The organism is Pseudomonas sp. B1-22, from assembly GCF_050474425.1.
GTDB lineage: Bacteria > Pseudomonadota > Gammaproteobacteria > Pseudomonadales > Pseudomonadaceae > Pseudomonas.
Genome location: NZ_JBCHVH010000002.1, coordinates 688,953 through 707,303, shown reverse-complemented (window position 1 = coordinate 707,303; position 18,351 = coordinate 688,953). Strand labels below are relative to the sequence as shown.

16 protein-coding genes are annotated in these 18,351 nt (G+C 66.1%); 8 read left to right on the top strand and 8 right to left on the bottom strand.

Features of this window, described 5'->3' with window-relative positions:
• Positions 1-95: 95 nt before the first annotated feature.
• From ACQ5BL_RS10115 to ACQ5BL_RS10085, 7 genes are all read right to left on the bottom strand, one after another.
• Positions 96-1,520, bottom strand: coding sequence for a gamma-aminobutyraldehyde dehydrogenase (locus ACQ5BL_RS10115; protein ID WP_243809187.1), 1,425 nt, complete (start codon positions 1,518-1,520; stop codon positions 96-98).
• Between the two features lie 251 nt (positions 1,521-1,771).
• On the bottom strand, positions 1,772-2,578 hold the full coding sequence (locus ACQ5BL_RS10110; RefSeq protein WP_243809188.1) for an ABC transporter permease: 807 nt from the start codon (positions 2,576-2,578) through the stop codon (positions 1,772-1,774).
• Positions 2,568-3,518 (bottom strand): ABC transporter permease, encoded by a 951-nt coding sequence (locus ACQ5BL_RS10105; protein WP_430293109.1) that lies wholly within the window; start codon positions 3,516-3,518, stop codon positions 2,568-2,570. The genes ACQ5BL_RS10110 and ACQ5BL_RS10105 overlap by 11 nt, the downstream gene beginning before the upstream one ends.
• Position 3,519: 1 nt before the next feature.
• The gene (locus ACQ5BL_RS10100) at positions 3,520-4,548 is read right to left on the bottom strand and encodes an ABC transporter ATP-binding protein (RefSeq protein ID WP_243809190.1); all 1,029 of its coding nucleotides are present in this window, start codon (positions 4,546-4,548) and stop codon (positions 3,520-3,522) included.
• 232 nt (positions 4,549-4,780) lie between these two features.
• Complete coding sequence (gene ydcS, locus ACQ5BL_RS10095; protein WP_207888019.1) at positions 4,781-5,926, bottom strand: putative ABC transporter substrate-binding protein YdcS; 1,146 nt, start codon at positions 5,924-5,926, stop codon at positions 4,781-4,783.
• Between the two features lie 119 nt (positions 5,927-6,045).
• Positions 6,046-7,500 carry a gamma-aminobutyraldehyde dehydrogenase gene (locus ACQ5BL_RS10090; RefSeq protein ID WP_430293108.1) on the bottom strand — a complete coding sequence of 485 codons (1,455 nt, stop codon included), beginning with the start codon at positions 7,498-7,500 and terminating at the stop codon, positions 6,046-6,048.
• A gap of 265 nt (positions 7,501-7,765) precedes the next feature.
• Entirely contained in the window at positions 7,766-8,677 is a 912-nt protein-coding gene (locus ACQ5BL_RS10085) for a LysR family transcriptional regulator (protein WP_207888017.1), read from the bottom strand.
• Positions 8,678-8,924: 247 nt separating this feature from the next.
• On the opposite strand from ACQ5BL_RS10085, the gene ACQ5BL_RS10080 reads away from it, so the two are divergent.
• From ACQ5BL_RS10080 to ACQ5BL_RS10055, 6 genes are all read left to right on the top strand, one after another.
• Positions 8,925-9,641 (top strand): tellurite resistance TerB family protein, encoded by a 717-nt coding sequence (locus ACQ5BL_RS10080; RefSeq protein WP_243809192.1) that lies wholly within the window; start codon positions 8,925-8,927, stop codon positions 9,639-9,641.
• A 197-nt stretch (positions 9,642-9,838) separates the two neighbouring features.
• Complete coding sequence (locus ACQ5BL_RS10075; RefSeq protein ID WP_243809193.1) at positions 9,839-10,540, top strand: tellurite resistance TerB family protein; 702 nt, start codon at positions 9,839-9,841, stop codon at positions 10,538-10,540.
• A 110-nt stretch (positions 10,541-10,650) separates the two neighbouring features.
• On the top strand, positions 10,651-11,133 hold the full coding sequence (eco, locus tag ACQ5BL_RS10070; RefSeq protein ID WP_243809194.1) for a serine protease inhibitor ecotin: 483 nt from the start codon (positions 10,651-10,653) through the stop codon (positions 11,131-11,133).
• Between the two features lie 92 nt (positions 11,134-11,225).
• Positions 11,226-11,771 carry a DUF4256 domain-containing protein gene (locus tag ACQ5BL_RS10065; RefSeq protein WP_243809195.1) on the top strand — a complete coding sequence of 182 codons (546 nt, stop codon included), beginning with the start codon at positions 11,226-11,228 and terminating at the stop codon, positions 11,769-11,771.
• Positions 11,772-12,049: 278 nt separating this feature from the next.
• Entirely contained in the window at positions 12,050-12,715 is a 666-nt protein-coding gene (locus ACQ5BL_RS10060) for a hypothetical protein (protein ID WP_243809196.1), read from the top strand.
• Positions 12,716-12,929: 214 nt separating this feature from the next.
• Positions 12,930-13,478, top strand: a complete 549-nt coding sequence (locus tag ACQ5BL_RS10055; protein WP_243809198.1) for a topology modulation protein — start codon at positions 12,930-12,932, stop codon at positions 13,476-13,478.
• Between the two features lie 154 nt (positions 13,479-13,632).
• On the opposite strand, the gene ACQ5BL_RS10050 is transcribed toward ACQ5BL_RS10055, so the two are convergent.
• Positions 13,633-14,538, bottom strand: coding sequence for a LysR family transcriptional regulator (locus tag ACQ5BL_RS10050; protein ID WP_243809199.1), 906 nt, complete (start codon positions 14,536-14,538; stop codon positions 13,633-13,635).
• A gap of 121 nt (positions 14,539-14,659) precedes the next feature.
• Here ACQ5BL_RS10050 and ACQ5BL_RS10045 point away from each other — a divergent pair, with 121 nt between their 5' ends.
• Both ACQ5BL_RS10045 and ACQ5BL_RS10040 read left to right on the top strand, forming a co-directional pair.
• Entirely contained in the window at positions 14,660-16,324 is a 1,665-nt protein-coding gene (locus ACQ5BL_RS10045) for a GMC family oxidoreductase (RefSeq protein WP_243809200.1), read from the top strand.
• A 113-nt stretch (positions 16,325-16,437) separates the two neighbouring features.
• A complete protein-coding gene (locus ACQ5BL_RS10040; protein ID WP_243809201.1) occupies positions 16,438-18,075 on the top strand; it encodes an MFS transporter in 1,638 nt (545 codons plus the stop codon).
• Positions 18,076-18,351: the final 276 nt, after the last annotated feature.

Below are 18,351 nucleotides of genomic sequence, written 5' to 3'. Positions count from 1 at the left end.
CCGTTGCGGGCGTGCCCGCGGGTTGTCGGCCGGACGGCCGATGAATGCGGCGCCACGCACGGCGTGGCACCGGTTCCTACTGACTGTAGTCAGGATCAGTGCTTGATCATCACGTGGCGGATCGCGGTGTAGTCCTCCAGGCCGTACATGGACATGTCCTTGCCGTAGCCGGAGAGCTTCATGCCGCCGTGGGGCATCTCGGTGGTCAGCATGAAGTGCGTATTGACCCAGGTGCAGCCGTACTGCAGACGGGCGGACAGGCGATGGGCGCGGCCGATGTCGCTGGTCCACACCGAGGAGGCCAGGCCGTAGTCGGAGTCGTTGGCCCAGGCCAGCGCCTGCGCTTCGTCCTCGAACTCGGTGACCGAAACCACCGGGCCGAAGATTTCGCGGCGGACCACTTCGTCGTCCTGGCGGGCACCGGCGAGTACGGTCGGCTCGAAGAAGAAGCCCGGACGGTCGGCACGCTTGCCGCCGGTGACCACTTCGATGTGCGGCACCTGGCGGGCGCGCTCGACGAAGCCGATGACGCGCTCCAGGTGCTGCTCGGTGATGACCGGGCCCAGCTCGGTGTTCGGGTCGTCCTGTTCGCCGTACTGGATGCTGGCCACCGCTTCGCCGAGTTTCTGCACGAACTTGGCGTAGATGCCCTTCTGCGCGTAGATGCGGCAGGCGGCGGTGCAGTCCTGGCCGGCGTTGTAGAAGCCGAAGGTGCGGATGCCTTCCACGGCGGCGTCGATGTCGGCGTCGTCGAAGATCAGCACCGGGGCCTTGCCGCCCAGTTCCATGTGCATGCGCTTCACGGTGTCGGCGGTGCCGGCGATGATGCGGCTGCCGGTGGCGACCGAGCCGGTCAGGGACACCATGCGCACTTTCGGGTGGGTGGTCAGCGGCTCGCCGACGGTCGGGCCACGGCCGAACACCAGGTTGACCACACCGGCGGGGAAGATGCCGGCCATCAGTTCGGCCAGGCGCAGGGCGGTCAGCGGGGTCTGCTCGGAGGGCTTGAGCACCACGGTGTTGCCGGCGGCCAGGGCCGGGCCGAGTTTCCACGCGACCATCATCAGCGGGTAGTTCCACGGCGCGATGGAGGCGACCACGCCCACCGGGTCGCGGCGGATCATCGAGGTGTGGCCCGGCAGGTATTCACCGGCGGCGGAGCCTTGCATCACGCGGCAGGCGCCGGCGAAGAAGCGGAACACGTCGGCCACGGCCGGCAGTTCGTCGTTCAGTGCGGCAGAGAAGGGCTTGCCGCAGTTGTTGGATTCCAGGCGGGCCAGTTCCTCGGCGTTGGCATCGATGGCGTCGGCCAGTGCCAGCAGGAGCAGGGAGCGGTCCTTCGGTGCGGTCTGCGACCAGCTGTCGAAGGCGGCGTCGGCGGCCAGTACGGCGGCGTCGACCTGGGCCGGGGTAGCTTCGGCGATTTCCACCAGGGTGGTACCCAGCGACGGGTTCAGGACGGCGAGTTTCTCGCCTTCGCCAGCGACCAGTTGGCCGTTGATCAGCAGGTTGGTTTGCATGGTTGGGTCCTCTTGTTCAGGAGCGTGGTGCAAATTCGGTTGGGTATTTTCTTTTTAGGGGCCTGCCGGTTTGGGGGCCGGCGGGCCTGAGGGGTTCTGTTGATATCGGTGCCGCGGGTTTCCCTCACCCCAGCCCTCTCCCAGAGGGAGAGGGAGCTATTCGTGCCGGCTGAAACCTTGGTTTCCTCCTGCACCGGACAGTCCCCTCTCCCTCGGGAGAGGGTTAGGGTGAGGGGCGCACGGCACCCAAGCTACTTCCCGCTCCCCGCCACGCCTTCGCCACCCTTGGTCAGGTAGTAGGCGCCGAGGATCGGCAGCATGGTCACGATCATCACCAGCATCGCCACCACGTTGGTCACCGGCACGTCGCGCGGGCGGCCCAGCTGGTTGAGCAGCCAGATCGGCAGGGTGCGTTCATGACCGGCGGTGAAGGTGGTGACGATGATCTCGTCGAAGGACAGCGCGAACGCCAGCATGCCGCCCGCCAGCAGCGCCGAGCCGAGGTTCGGCAGGATCACGTAGCGGAAGGTCTGCCAGCCGTCGGCGCCCAGGTCCATCGAGGCTTCGATGAGGCTGTGCGAAGTGCGGCGGAAGCGGGCGATGACGTTGTTGTAGACGATCACCACGCAGAAGGTCGCATGGCCGATGACGATGGTCAGGAAGCCCGGCTCGATGCCGAGGGTCTTGAACGCCGAGAGCAGGGCGATACCGGTGATGATGCCGGGCAGGGCGATGGGCAGGATCAGCATCAGCGAGATGCCTTCCTTGCCGAAGAAGTCGCGGCGGTACAGCGCGGCCGCGGCCAGGGTGCCCAGGAGCATGGCGATCAGTGTGGCGATGCTGGCGATCTTCACCGACAGCTCGATGGCTTCGAGCACGTCCTGCCGCGCGAAGGCGACGCTGAACCAGTGTAGGGTGAAGCCCTTGGGCGGGAAGCTGAAGGCCGCGTCCTCGGTGTTGAAGGCGTACATGAAGATGATCAGGATCGGGAAGTGCAGGAACACCAGCCCGCCCCAGGCGGCCGCTTTGAGCCCCCAGGAAGCTTTCTCAGAGTGCATCGAAGGCCCCCAGACGTTTGACGATGGAGAGATAGACCGCGATCAGCACGATGGGCACCAGGGTGAAGGCGGCGGCCATCGGCATGTTGCCGATCGCGCCCTGCTGGGCGTAGACCATGCTGCCGATGAAGTAGCCCGGCGGGCCCACCAGCTGCGGCACGATGAAGTCGCCCAGGGTCAGGCTGAAGGTGAAGATCGAGCCGGCGGCGATGCCGGGGATCGACAGCGGCAGGATCACCTGCAGGAAGGTCTGCCGCGGGTGCGCGCCGAGGTCGGCCGAGGCTTGCAGCAGCGACGGCGGCAGGCGTTCCAGGGAGGCCTGGATCGGCAGGATCATGAACGGCAGCCAGATGTACACGAACACCAGGAAGCGCCCGAAGCTGGAAGTGGACAGGGTGTTGCCACCCACGCCCGGCAGGCCCAGCAGCAGGTTCAGCAGGGGCTCGAGCCCCAGGTGCTGGACGAACCACATGGCCACGCCGCCCTTGGCCAGCAGCAGGGTCCAGGCATAGGCCTTGACGATGTAGCTGGCCCACATCGGCATCATCACGGCGATGTAGAAGAACGCCTTGGTCTTGCCGGTGGTGTAGCGCGCCATGTAGTAGGCGATGGGGAGGGCCACCGCGCCGCTGGCGATGGACACCGCGACCGCCATCAGCACGGTGCGCTGGATGATGTCGAAGTTGGAACCACTGAACAGCGAGCCGAAGTTGGTCCAGGTCAGCTCCGGCGTCACCGTCATGGTGAAGTCGTCGAAGGTGTAGAAACCCTGCCATAGCAGCGTCAGCAGCGAGCCCAGGTAGATCGCGCCGAACCACAGCAGCGGCGGCACCAGCAGCAGCGAGAGGTACAGCGTCGGCTTGCGGTAGAGCAGGTTGGAGAGCCGGCGCAGCGGGCCATTGCTGGCTGCCGGCAGCGCTGCGTTCATCGTCAGTTCCATGTCACGCGCCCTCGTGCAGCACCACCATCGCCTCGCGCGCCCAGCGGGCGGTCACGCGCTGGCCCGGCTGGTGGGCGTGGTCGATGTCGGCCCACTGGCTGTTGGCCTGGCTGAGGCAGAGGTTCTGGCCGTTGTCGAGACGGATCTCGTAGCGGGTCGCCGCGCCCTGGTACTGGATGTCGTGCAGCAGGCCGCTGATCTCGATATCCGAGGCGCTGCGCTCGCCATTGGCGAAACGGATGTGTTCCGGGCGAATGGAGAAGGGCTGGGCGTTGCCGGTGAGATGCTGGGCGAGATCGCCGCGCAGCACGTTGGAGGTGCCGACGAACTCCGCCACGAACGGGGTGGCCGGCTTCATGTAAAGGTTGCGCGGGGTATCGACCTGCTCGATGCGGCCCTTGTTGAACACCGCCACGCGGTCGGACATGGACAGCGCTTCGCTCTGGTCGTGGGTGACGAAGATGAAGGTGATACCCAGCTGGCGCTGCAGCTTCTTCAGCTCGCTCTGCATCTGCTCGCGCAGCTTGAGGTCGAGGGCGCCGAGGGGTTCATCCAGCAGCAGCACGCGGGGGCGATTCACCAGGGCACGTGCCAGGGCCACGCGCTGGCGCTGGCCGCCGGAGAGCTGCACCGGCTTGCGCACGCCATAGCCGCCCAGGGCGACCATGCCGAGGGCTTCTTCGGCGCGCTTCAAGCGTTCGGCCTTGCCGACGCCTTTCACCTTCAGGCCGTAGGCGACGTTTTCCAGCACGCTCATGTGCGGGAACAGTGCGTAGTCCTGGAACACCGTGTTGACGTCGCGCTGGTAGGGCGGCAGGCCCGCGGCCTCCTCGCCATGGATGCGGATGGAGCCTGCGGTGGGCTGCTCGAAGCCGGCGATCAGGCGCAGGCAGGTGGTCTTGCCCGAGCCCGACGGGCCGAGCATGGAGAAGAACTCGCCGTCCTTGATGTCGATGGACACCCGGTCAACGGCCTTGACGTCGCCGAACTGGCGGGAGACCTGGGTGAATTGAACAGCGGGAGTGGTCATGGTGCACGCTCCAAGGGGCAGGAATCCGGCGTAGGGGAGCCCTGCCCGTGAATCTGAGATACGGGTGAATCGATAAATAGAAAAAAGCGGAAAAGTCTTTCAGGAAGCGTCGCGAGCAGGCCCTCAGCCGCGTCCGGCCAGCGCGCAGGAACCGCAGCGTACTTCAGTACGTGAGGATTCCGAGCACTGCCCGGGCGCGGATCAGGGCCGCGCAGCAGCTACCTGATGACTTTTAACGGCCGCCCATGATCCCGATATAGTCCTGGGTCCAGCGGCTGTAAGGGACGAACTTGCCGCCCTCGGCCACCGGGGTCTTCCAGAACGCGATCTTGTCGAACTGGTTGTAGCCGTTGGTGGCGCAACCTTCGCCGCCCAGCAGGGTGCTGGCCTTGCAGCCTTCCGGTACCGCCGGCACCGAGCCGAACCAGGCGGCCACGTCGCCCTGCACCTTGGGCTCCAGCGACCAGTTCAGCCACTTGTAGGCGCAGCTCGGATGCTGGGCCTCGGCGTGCAGCATGGTGGTGTCGGCCCAGCCGGTGACGCCCTCTTTCGGGAACACGGTGGCGATGGGCTGACCTTCGGTCTTCAGGGCGTTGGCCTGGTACGGCCAGGCGCTGGAAGCGGCGACGCCTTCGTTCTTGAAGTCGCTCATCTGCACGGTGGTGTCGTGCCAGTAGCGGTGGATCAGGTCATGCTGCTTGCGCAGCAGTTCGACCACGGCGGCGTACTGCTTCTCGTCGAGCTGATACGGGTCGGTGATGCCCAGCTCCGGCTGGGTGGCCTTCAGGTACAGCGCGGCGTCGGCGACGTAGATCGGGCCGTCGTAGGCCTGCACGCGGCCCTTGTTCGGCTTGCCGTCGGGCAGGTTCTCGGCCTCGAACACCACCTTCCAGCTGTCCGGCGCGGTGGGGAAGATCTTGGTGTTGTACATCAGCAGGTTCGGGCCCCACTGGTACGGCGCGCCGTAGGTCTTGCCGTTGACCACGTACCAGGCGGCGTCCTTCAGGCGCGGGTCGATGTTCTTCCAGTTGGGGATCAGCGACGGGTCGATCGGCTGCACGCGCTTGCCGTAGATCAGGCGCAGGGAGGCGTCGCCCGAAGCGGTGACCAGGTCGTAGCCGCCCTTGGCCATCAGGCTGACCATCTCGTCGGAGGTGGCGGCAGTCTTCACGTTGACCTGGCAGCCGGTGTCCTTCTCGAACTGGGTGACCCAGTCGTAGTTCTTGTCGGACTGGCCGCGCTCGATGTAGCCGGGCCAGGCGATGATGTCCAGGCGGCCCTCACCTTTGCCGACTTCCTTCAGGGCCTCGGCGGCCTGGACGCCGGCGCTGGCCAGCAGGGCGGTGGTGATGGCACTGAGCAGTGCGGTCTTGCGCATCGGGTGTCTCCCTCTCGTTGTTGTCTCTATTGGTGGGGCAGTTCAATCGAGCAACAGCCCTCTGACGGCTTGGCGTCGGGGCGTTTCTTATGTGCCGGCGGGCGACCCCGCCGGATGGTTCAATCCAGTCGCTGGCCGTGGCGCGCCATGATGTGGCGCACCACGCTGTAGTCCTGCAGCGAGTCGCTGGACAGGTCCTTGCCGTAGCCCGAGCGCTTGAGCCCGCCGTGGGGCATCTCGCTGGCGAGCATGAAATGGGTGTTGATCCAGGTGCAGCCGTACTGCAGGCGGTTGGCGATCTGGAAGGCCTTGTCCAGGTTCTGCGTCCACACCGAGGAAGCCAGGCCGTATTCGGAGTCGTTGGCCCAGTCCACCGCCTGCTCTAGCTGGTCGAAGCGGGTCACGGTGACCACCGGGCCGAACACCTCGCGCTGGACGATCTCGTCCTGCTGCTTGCAGCCGGCCAGCAGGGTCGGCTGGTAGTAGAAGCCGGGGCCCGAGTGCACGGCGGCGCCGGTGACGCGCTCGATGTGCGGCTGGCCGAGGGCGCGTTCGACGAAGCTGGCCACGCGGTCACGCTGGCGGGCACTGATCAGCGGGCTGATCTCGTTGTCGGCGTCGCGCTTGCGGGCGAAACGGATGCTGGCCACGGCATCGCCCAGCTCGGCGACGAGGCGGTCATGGATACCGGCTTGCGCGTAGATGCGGCAGGCGGCGGTGCAGTCCTGGCCGGCGTTGTAGTAGCCGTGGGTGCGCACGCCCTGGACCACGGCGTCGAGGTCGGCGTCGTTGCAGACGATCACCGGCGCCTTGCCGCCCAGTTCCAGGTGGGTGCGTTTGAGCGTGCGCGCGGCGGCCTGGAGAATCTTCTGCCCGGTGACGATGTCGCCGGTCAGCGACACCATGCGCACCTTCGGGTGGCTGACCAGGTGGCTGCCGACGCCTTCGCCGCCGCCGCACACGATGTTGATCACGCCGGCGGGGAGGATTTCCGCCAGTGCCGGGGCCAGCGCCAGGATGCTCAGCGGGGTGTGCTCGGACGGCTTGAATACCAGGGTGTTGCCGGCGGCCAGCGCGGGGGCGATCTTCCACGCGGCCATCATCAGCGGGTAGTTCCACGGCGCAATCGAAGCGACCACGCCCACCGGGTCGCGGCGCACCATGCTGGTGTGGCCGGGCACGTATTCGCCGGCGAGCTGGCCCTGCTGGCAGCGCACGGCGCCGGCGAAGAAGCGGAACACGTCGGCGGTGGCCGGGATGTCGTCCTGCCGTGCCAGATGCAGCGGCTTGCCGCAGTTCAGCGATTCCAGCTGGGCGAGGTCGTTCGCGCGCTTGTCGATGGCGTCGGCGATGGCGAGCAGGGCGGTGGCGCGCTGGGCGGGCGTGGTGCGGGCCCAGGCGGGGAAGGCGCGGTGTGCGGCAGCGATGGCCTGCTCGACCTGGCCCAGGGAGCCGTCGGCGATGCTGACAATGGTTTCGCCTGTGGTCGGGTTGATGATCGGCTCGGCCATACCTTCGCCGGCGACCAGTTGGCCGTCGATCAGCAAGGCGGTGTGCAGGGTTGCGCCGGTCATCTTGGAAGCTCGTCGTTTATCTGTCTTGTTTTCGGGGGCCATGTGTTTGCTCCGGATAGGGCGGTTCCCGGAGCTGGCCCTTTGTATGAAGGCAGAGACTAGAGTCCGGGCGTGGGGTCGACAAATTCTAATTACTGAAAGCGGCGTTCGATTAAATCGAACGGCTGGTGCCGAGGCCGTAGGGCGTATAACGCGCAAGCGTTATCCGCCGTCGCATCTCTCCCAGGTCCTCGACGGATAACCGCAAGCGGTTATGCGCCCTACGTCAGATGGACAGCCTCTTCGCGTTGGGCTGCTCGCGGGCCACGGTGAGGAACGGGTCCACCAGCGGCGGCCGCGCGGTGCCGCGGCGCCAGGCCAGGCCGACATCCAGCGGCTCGGAGAGGTCCACCAGCGGCCGTGCCTCGATGATGTCGCCTTCCAGCGACCAGGGGCGGTAGGTCATGTCCGGCTGGATCGACAGGCCAAGGCCGGCCGCCACCAGGCTTCGCACCGCCTCCACCGAGGCCGTGCGCAGCGTCACCTGCGGCACCAGCCCGGCGCGGGACCAGATGCGCTGGGTGTGCAGGCCCATCTCGTCGGCGTTCAGCTGGATCAATGGCTCGCCCGCCACATCCGCCAGGCCGATGCTGTCGCGCTCCAGCAATGGATGCTGCGCCGGTAACCAGAGGCGGTGCGGCGAGTGGGTCAATACTTCGGTCTGCAGGGCGTGGCGGTCTTCCAGGTTGGAGAGGATCAGCACGCCGACGTCGATCTCGCCGCTCACCAACAGGTGCTCGATGTAGGGGCGCTCGTCTTCCACCACGCGGGTCTGCACGTTGGGGTAGGCGCGCTGGAAGCGGTTGATCAGGTCCGCCAGGTAGTAGCCCGCCACCAGGCTGGTCACGCCGATGGTGAGGCTGCCGGCCACCTGGTCGGTGCTCTGCTGCAGGCTACGCTTGGCGTTCTCCACGGTGGCGAGGATCAGGTGCGCCTGGCGCAGGAACTGGTGGCCCTGGTGGGTCAGGGTCATCCCTTTGGCGTGGCGATCGAACAGGCGCACGCCGATCTCCTCTTCCAGCTGCTGGATGGCGAGGGTCAGGGTGGACTGGGAGATGAACACCGCCTGGGCGGCGGCGGAAATCGAACCGGTCTCGGCGACGGCGATGAAATGGCGAATCTGGCGGAGCGTCATCATGGGCGGTGGGCCGCTTGCGAATCGGTGATGGCAGAGTGCAGGCGTCTAGGACGGCACTCCAGCGCTTTTCATTGTTGATTATCGAAAATCTATAGGAGCATTCTTTTTTATCGAATGGAAGCCGCTTTTCGCCCTGAGGTCCGCTGGGAAAGGTTCGCAATATCCGGAAGCACACTGCCGCTCTGTCCGTGGCGCGCTCCGGGCTAGAGTCGGAATCCACCTTTTTCGATAGACAGTGGAGATCGCCATGAACACGCGCGGCCTGCTCGACCAGTTGCTCAAATCCGGCCAGGACCTCCTGCAGAACAAGGGAGTGGCCCGTCAGGACGGTGGTCAGCCTTCTTCCTCCGGCAAGGGCGGCCTGGATCTCGGCAGTTTGCTCTCCGGCGCCGGTGGCGGCGCCCTGGCGGCGGGCGCGCTGGGCCTGCTGCTGGGCAGCAAGAAGGCGCGCAAGATGGGCGGCAAGGTCGTCACCTACGGCGGCCTTGCGGCACTCGGCGTGCTCGCCTACAAGGCCTACGGCGACTGGCAGCAGAAGCAGGCCAGCGCCCCGCGCACCGAGCCGCAGACCGTCGACCGCCTGCCCCCGGCCCAGGCCGAGCAGCACAGCCACGCCATCCTGCGGGCCATCGTTGCCGCCGCGAAAGCCGACGGACATATCGACGATCGCGAACGCCAGCTGATCGATGGCGAGATCGCCAAACTCACCGGCGACGTCGAGCTGCAGGGCTGGCTCGACCGCGAGTTGGCCAAGCCGCTGGACCCGGCCGAGGTTGCCCGCGCCGCCACCAGCGAGGAAATGGCCGCCGAGATGTACCTGGCCAGCCTGCTGATGATCGACGAGACCAACTTCATGGAGCGCGCCTACCTCGACGAACTGGCCCGCCAGCTGAGCCTCGACGCCGGCCTCAAGGTCGAGCTGGAAGCCCAGGCGCGCAAGGCGCTGGACGCCGTGCCCGCCTGATCCTGCGTGACTACTCTGGCAATCGACGGTTAAAGCTGGCGATTGAGCCGTTTTGCCTGGCTTCCCTTCCCTGGTGGCGGCAGGCTCCCTCTCCGGGTGACCCGCCGCACCGGGCCGGCTGGCGGAAGGTGCTGGCGCATCGGGAGCGCGGGTCTATCGTTGCCCAACGCATACCGCGCGTTAGCGAGGGATATCAGATGAACACTGCGGATCTACTGGAACAACTGCTGCGCGCCGGGCAAGGCGCGTCGGCGCAACAAGGCGGCACGGGCGGCCTGGGCGGGTTGCTGGGAGGCCTGCTCGGCGGTGCTTCCGGCGGGGCCGGCGGTGGGCTTGGCGATGTGCTGGGCAGCATGCTCGGCGGCGGTGCCCCTCAGGGCCGTACTGGCAGCAGCGGTGGCATCAACTACGCCATGCTCGCCTCGTTGGGGATGATGGCGTTCCAGGCCTACCAGAACTGGCAGCGCCAGCAGAATGCCAACCCGTCGCAGCAGCAGTCGCTGACGACCGTGGACCAGCTCTCCGGCCCGGAAGCCGAGGCCCATAGCCACGCCATCCTGCGCGCCATGATCGCTGCCGCCAAGGCCGATGGCCGCATCGACGAGAAGGAGAAAACAGCCATCCAGGCGGAAATCGCCCGCCACACCGACGAGCCGGAATTGCAGGACTGGCTCGACGCCGAGGTGCGCAAGCCGCTGGACGCCGCCGAAGTCGCCGAGTCCGCCCAGGGCGACCCGGCCGTGGCCGCCGAGATGTACCTGGTCAGCGTGATGCTGGTGGACGACCAGCAGGATGCCGAACGCACCTACCTGGACGAACTCGCCTATAACCTCAACCTCGCCCCGGAACTCCAGGCCCACCTGGAGCAGCAGGCCAAGGCCGGCGGTGAAGTAGCTTGATACAACTCCGAGCTGAACTGTAGGAGCGTTCGTACAACTCTGCGGTCAAAGGGACTCGGACGAGCGCACCCGCCCGGTGCGCTCGTTCTTCGATACTGCAAGGAGGCTTCATGCCGTTCGTACGTTTCACCCTCCCCACCGCGCTGCTGCTCAGCGCCACCGCCACCTTCGCCAATGCCGCCAAGCTGGAAGACGTTGCGCCCTATCCCAAGGCCGAGGACGGCTTCGTGCGCCAGGTCATCCATCTGCCCAAGCAGGCGCAGGAAGAGAACTTCAAGGTCGAGGTCCTGGCCGGCAAGACGCTGACCGTCGACTGCAACCGCCAGCGCCTGGGCGGCACCCTGGAAGAGAAGACCCTGGAAGGCTGGGGCTACACCTACTATCGCCTGGACAAGGTCAGCGGCCCGGCCAGCACCCTGATGGCCTGCCCGGACGGCAAGACCCGCAAGGACTTCGTCCCGGTGGTCGGCGATGGCTTCGTGCTGCGCTACAACAGCAAACTGCCGATCGTGGTCTATGCGCCGAAGGATGTCGAAGTGCGCTATCGCATCTGGTCGGCGTCCGACAAGGTCGAACACGCCCGCGCGGAATAACCCCGCCTTCTACCGGGCTTCCACCCACGTGCGCCGGGAGAGCGTTGCCGCTAGGCTCTCTCGACGCACTCAAGGATCGACTGGAGAACCCGATGAACGCCAAGCAACAAGCAGAGCTGCTGGGCCTGCTGCACGCTCGTTTCGACCAGCACGCCAGCCGCCACCCGGGCATCGACTGGGCCCAGGTCCAGGCCCGGCTGGAGTCCCGCCCGGAGAAACTGCGTTCGCTGCAGGCAATGGAAAGCACCGGCGGTGAACCGGATGTGATCGGCCAGGATGAAACCACCGGCGAATACCTCTTCGTCGACTGTTCCGCGGAGAGTCCCGCCGGCCGCCGCAGCCTCTGCTTCGACCGCGAGGCGCTGGACGCCAGGAAGGAAAACAAACCCGCCGGCAGCGCCCTGGAGCAGGCCCAGGCCATGGGCATCGAACTGCTCAGCGAGGCGCAGTACCGCGAATTGCAGACGCTCGGCGAATTCGACCTCAAGACCTCCAGCTGGGTGCAGACCCCGCCGGCCATCCGCAAGCTCGGTGGCTCACTGTTCTGCGACCGCCGCTACGACACCGTCTTCGTCTACCACAACGGCGCGCAATCCTATTACGCCGCCCGTGGATTCCGCGGCGTGCTGCGGGTCTGATCGAGCCCGCGTCGGAGGCCCCCGTAGGAGCGGACCTTGTCCGCGAAAGCCTTCCGGCAGTGCCCAACCCCTCCAGCCAACTCCGGGATAAGGACTGGGCGCTCTCGTCGCTCCTGCAAAAGCCTGCCAGGAGGCCTCGGAAAATCGATATTCCGCCGCCCTGTTTGTATGTCATTTCCGTACTTCGCCCCGCACTTTCCTCTCTGATGGGTCGCCTCTGGAGACCGTAACTTCCGCCATGTCAGGGTGCGCCCTTTCTTATCGCTGGAGGAGCGGAAATGGCGGCCAATTGGTGGGACCTACTGCTGACCGGGCTGGCGGGGGTGACGGCCTTCGTGAGTGTCGGCGCGGCGCTGATCAGAGCCTTGATCCTGGTGTGGCGTGCAACTGAATTCACACCGGGACATTTCGCCCGTGCACGCCTGAAAGCGCTGACGGAGATGCGGGCCGATACGCAAATGGCAAGTGAGCTGACGGACTATCTGGACAGCGAGCTGGAGCTGGAAAAGTTCAGGGTCGCTTCGGGTGTCTGCGCCAATCAGCAACAGATGGCAGCGCTGCTGAAACTGTTCCGCCTGGGCATCTGGGAGCGCGAGGAAGTCCGTTCGGCCGCCCGGTACCTGAAGGTTTCGCCGCTGTGGCAGCACCCGCGAATCCAGATTGAAAAGACCGATGAGCTTGAAGCCATCAGTGCCCTGGTCATCAGCGTTGCACTACCCGTGAGCGGCGCCTTGGTCTGGGCTGCGATGATCGTGAAATTGCCGATCTATGGCTTCCTGCTGGGGGCGGTCGCATTCCTGCTCTCCGTTCTCATGGCGAACTGGGTCGGCAAGGCCCACGGCGATCTACGCAGCGCGAAGCGCATCAAGGCTTATCTCGACGACAACCCGCATATCCTGCAGTCCACCAAAGGCAACGCGCCCAGCGTGAAAGCGGCGGCATAACCCACTGTCGCGCCGGCTGGAACGCCCCGTAGCGCAAGCCGCGGGGCGTCTGACCTCAACTTGGCTGCAGCGCCTGCGGCAGCTCCGGCAACGGCACCCGCACCGGCCTCTGCCCATCCAACTCGCTCGTGACCGACAGCGTCGCGGAAATGGGGCAGGCTACGGCACAATGCGCCCCCTGTTGCAGACACAGCAGGCAGACAGGGAGCGTCTCATGGAAAGAATCCTGATCATCGGCTCCGGTGGTAGCGGCAAGAGCACCTTGTCCGCAGCGCTGGGCAAGCAGCTTGGGATACCGGTCATTCATCTGGATGCATTGTACTGGCAGCCTGGCTGGAAGGAGCCGGAAAAGCCGGACTGGCAGGCGCGTGTGCAGGCACTTTGTCTGGGGGAGCGCTGGGTGATGGATGGGAATTACTCCGGCACCCTGGCGCAGCGGTTGGCAGCCTGCGATACGGTGATTTTCCTCGATCTGCCGCCTCTGCTTTGTCTGTGGCGAGCGGTGTGGCGAGGTCTCCGTTATCGCGGTCGGGTACGGCCGGATATGGCCTCGGGGTGCCCTGAACAATTGCCCGATCCAAGCTTCCTGAGTTGGATTTGGCACTACCGCGAGCGCAGTCGTCCCAAGGTGATGGAGTTGCTGGAAGCGCAGCGGAGAGATCGGCGCATCCTTCATCTGCGGTCGCGGCGTGAGGTCAGGCGGTTCCTACAGGTGGTGGAGAGCGAGGCTGGCGGGGTGACGGCTACCTCCGCAGTTCGTTGAGCACAGGCTGGACTCTTGTAGGAGCGGGCCATGCCCGCGATTCGCGCGCATGGCGCGCTCCTACAGGGTGGTGATTAGCCCGTGCGTAGGGCGAATAACGCTTCAAGCGTTATCCGCCATCGTTCGGCGCATAAAGCGTTCCGCTTTATGCGCCCTACGTCTGCGCTGTGGCCTTGCCACCAACCAATACTTGCTGCTCGCGTTCGCACAGGTCCACCAGAAAATCCCACACCAATCTCAGCCTCACCGACCGGTGCAACTCCCGTCGCGTGCACATCCAGTATTCCCGCTCGATGAATTCCTCCGGCAGCACCGGCACCAGCAGCGGGTCGTTCAGGCCCATGTACTGCGGAAGGATGGCGATGCCGATGCCCGCCTGGGCGGCCTGTTGCTGGGCGACCACACTGGTGCTGCGGAATACCACCTGCGGGTGGCGGCAGAAGCTGTGGTGGAACAGCAGTTCCTGGCTGAACAGCAGGTCGTCGACGTAGCCGATCCAGGCGTGTTTGCACAGGTCTTCGCGGTCGCGAAGGGGCGGGGCGTTTTCCAGGTAGGTGGGGCTGGCGAACAGGCTCAGGCGGTAGCGGGTGAGGCGGCGGCTGATCACCAGGTCGGCGCTGGGGCGCTCCAGGGTAATGGCGATGTCCGCCTCGCGGTTGGTGATGCTGACGAAGCGCGGCACCGACACCAGTTCCACTTCCAGCCCCGGATAGCGGCGCATCAGTTCGCCCATGCGCGGGGCGAGGAACATGGTGCCCAGGCCTTCGGTGACGCCGATGCGGATCTGCCCCAGCGGTGAGATGGCCTGGCTCATTTCCTCCTGGGCGAGCAGGGCGGTGTTCTCCATGGCCTCAGCGTGCTTGAGCAGCGCCTGCCCGGCCGGGGTGAGCTGGTAGCCGCCAGTGTGCTGGGCGAACAGCTGGGTGCCGAGGTCGCGCTCGATGTTCTCGATATGCCGCGCCACCGTGGCATGGGTGGTGTTGAGGCGTTTGGCGGTGGTCAGCAGGCGGCCGCTGCGGTGCAGCTCCAGGAAGTAGCGCAGGTCATTCCAGTCGAACATGGGCGGCTCTCGTTGTTAGAAAACAAACAATAGCTGACTCGAAACGAGTGTTCTTTTATCACGAACGAACGACTAGGCTCGGTCGTCATACAAAAAGAACAAGTACGACGAGGGACTTTCCATGCACCAGGCACTGGATGCGTATGACTACCTGATCGTCGGCGCGGGCCCCGCCGGGTGCCTGCTGGCCAATCGTCTGTCCGCCGATCCCGCCAACCGCGTGCTGCTGCTCGAAGCCGGCGGCCCGGACAACTACCCCTGGATTCACATCCCCGTCGGCTACCTCTACTGCATCGGTAATCCGCGCACCGACTGGTGTTTCGACACCGAGCAGGTGCCAGGGCTGAACGGTCGCGCCATCAAGTACCCGCGCGGGCGCACGCTCGGCGGCTGTTCGTCGATCAACGGCATGATCTACATGCGCGGCCAGGCGCTGGACTACGACGGCTGGGCCGCCGAGGGCAATCCCGGCTGGGGCTGGAACGACCTGCTGCCGCTGTTCATGAAGATGGAAGACCACTTCGCCGGCACCAGCGAGCTGCATGGCTCCGGCGGCGAGTGGCGGGTGGAGAAGCAGCGCCTGTCGTGGGCGATCCTCGATGCCTTCCGCGAGGCGGCGGAGCAGTCGGGCATCCCCTCGGTGGAAGACTTCAACGGCGGCGACAACGAGGGCTGTGGCTACTTCCAGGTGAACCAGCGTTCCGGCGTACGCTGGAATGCGTCGAAGGCCTTCCTGCGGCCCATCGCCAACCGGCCCAACCTCACCGTGCTGACCAACGTGGAAGCGCAGCGCGTGCTGCTGGAGAACGGCCGCGCCAGCGGGCTGGAAGTGAACTGGCAAGGCGCCCGCCGCGAGCTGCGGGCCCGGCGCGAAGTGATCCTCTGTGCCGGCGCGATCAACTCGCCGGTGCTGCTGCAGCGCTCCGGCATCGGCCCGCGCGCGCTGCTGGAGAAGCACGGCGTCGGCGTGCGCCATGAGCTTTCCGGGGTCGGCGGCAACCTGCAGGACCACCTGCAATTGCGCCTGATCTACCGCATGAACGGCGCGCCCTCGCTGAACCAGATCGCCTCCACGCTCTGGGGCAAGATGGGCATGGGCCTGGAGTACCTGTTCAAGCGCAGCGGTCCGCTGTCCATGGCGCCGAGCCAGCTGGGCGCGTTCGCCAAGTCCGATCCGAGCCAGCGCTCTGCCAACCTCGAATACCACGTGCAGCCACTGTCGCTGGAGCGCTTCGGCGAGCCGCTGCACAGCTTCCCGGCGTTCACCGCGTCGGTCTGCGACCTGCGCCCACTGAGCCGGGGCTCGGTGACGCTGCGTTCGCTGGACCCGCGCGACAAGCCGATCATCCAGCCCAATTACCTGAGCCACCCGCAGGACCTGCGCGTGGCCGCCGACGCCATCCGTCTGACCCGGCGCATCGCCGCGGCTCCCGCGCTGGCACGCTTCAACCCGGTGGAATTCAAGCCCGGCCCGGACTACCAGACCGAGGAAGACCTGCACCGCGCCGCCGCCGAGATCGGCACCACCATCTTCCACCCCGCCGGCACCTGCCGCATGGGGCAGGGCGCGGGGGCGGTGGTGGACAGCCAGTTGCGCGTGCACGGCATTCCCGGCCTGCGCATCGCCGACGCCTCGATCATGCCCAGCCTGACCTCCGGCAACAGTTGCTCGCCGGTGCTGGTCATCGCCGAAAAGGCGGCACAGATGATTTTGAGCGAACCCAGGCGCAACCCGGAGGTCATCCCCTCTAGCGCACAAGCGCAGCAACAAGCTCCCGTGGCGTGACGGCGATCCCGTCGCCCACCTTTGACGTGAAGTGAGTGGCATCGCGCGGCAGCGCCGCGGCAGTCGAGGCTGAAACAACAATAAGAGCCCCTGAAGGGGCAGGAGAGCCCGCAATGTCCGATCCAGCAGTGACGAGCACGACACAGAGCAGGTCCTACGAGCGGCAGGTGCCGTCCCGTCGGGAAGAGCGCAAGGTGATCTTCGCCTCATCGCTCGGCACGGTGTTCGAGTGGTACGACTTCTTCCTCTACGGCGCGCTGGCGGCGGTGATCAGCAAGCAGTTCTTCGCCGGGGTGAACGACACCACCGCCTTCATCTTCGCCCTGCTGGCCTTCGCCGCCGGCTTCCTGGTCCGGCCCTTCGGCGCGCTGGTGTTCGGCCGCCTGGGCGACATGATCGGGCGCAAGTACACCTTCCTCGCCACCATCCTGCTGATGGGCCTGTCGACCTTCGCCGTCGGCCTGCTGCCGTCCTATGCCACCATCGGTGTGGCCGCACCGATCATCCTCATCGCCCTGCGCATGCTCCAGGGCCTGGCGCTGGGCGGCGAGTACGGCGGGGCGGCGATCTACGTGGCCGAACATGCGCCGGCGAACAAGCGCGGCAGCTACACCAGCTGGATCCAGTCCACCGCCACCGGCGGCCTGCTCCTGTCGCTGCTGGTGATCCTCGCCTGCCGCCAACTGACCGGCGATGAGTTCGAGACCTGGGGCTGGCGCCTGCCGTTCCTGCTGTCGATCGTGCTGCTGGGTATTTCCACCTGGATTCGCCTGTCGATGCAGGAGTCGCCGGCCTTCCTGAAGATGAAGGCGGAGGGCAAGACCAGCAAATCGCCGCTCAAGGAGTCCTTCACCAACTGGAAGAACCTGCGCATCGTCCTCACCGCGCTGTTCAGCATCAACGCCGGCCAGGCGGTGACCTTCTACACCGCGCAGTTCTACGTGCTGTTCTTCCTCACTCAGGTGCTGAAGGTGGACGGCGCGCTGGCCAACGAGCTGCTGATCGTCGCCCTGGTGATCGGTGCGCCGTTCTTCGTGGTGGCCGGCTGGCTTTCCGACAAAGTCGGCCGCAAGCCGGTGCTGCTGGCCGGCCTTGCGCTGGCGGCGGTGGGCTACTTCCCGCTGTTCGGGGCGCTGACCCATTACGCCAACCCGCAGATCGACCAGGCCACGCGCAACGCGCCGATCACCGTGCTGGCGGACCCGGCGACCTGTACCTTCCAGTTCGACCCGGTGGGCAAGGCCAAATTCGACAGCCCCTGTGACCAGGTGAAGACGCTGCTGGTGAAGAGCGGCGTGCCCTACAGCAGCGCGGCGGCACCGGCCGGCAGCGGTGTGGTGGTGACCGTGGGCGAGACGCGCCTCGAGGGCTTCGACGCGGCCGCCCTGAGCGCGGCGGTGAAGGCGGCGGGCTACCCGGCTAAGGCGGACTCGTCGCTGGTCAACAAGGGCATGGTGATCACCATCCTGGTGGCGCTGGTGCTGATCTCCTGCCTCTGCTACGGCCCGCTGGCGGCGCTGATGGTGGAACTGTTCCCGACCCGCATCCGCTACACCTCGCTGTCGCTGCCGTACCACATCGGCAATGGCTGGTTCGGCGGCCTGCTGCCGACCCTGTCGTTCGCCCTGGTGGTGTACACCGGGGATATCTTCTATGGCCTGTGGTATCCGGTGCTGATCGCGGCGGTGAGCCTGGTGTGCGCGTTGTTGTTCCTGCGCGAGACGCGGCACAACGATATTCATGCGGATTGATCTGCGACGGACGAGAGAAGGCCCGGCGTGATGCCGGGCCTTCTCGTCTGTGCGGTACCGTTGTGGGAGCGCCCCATGGGCGCGATCGCGGGCATGGCCCGCTCCTACGGGAGCGCTATGCAAGGGCATTTCCCTGGTGGCGCAGATTCATCCGCGAGGGATTTCGCGGACAAGGTCCGCTCCTACGGGAGCCGCGCTGGCCTCGCTGCTCGTACTTGTAGGAGCGGGCATGCCCGCGAATCGCGGACGGAGTCCGCTCCTACGTAGCAGCTCCAT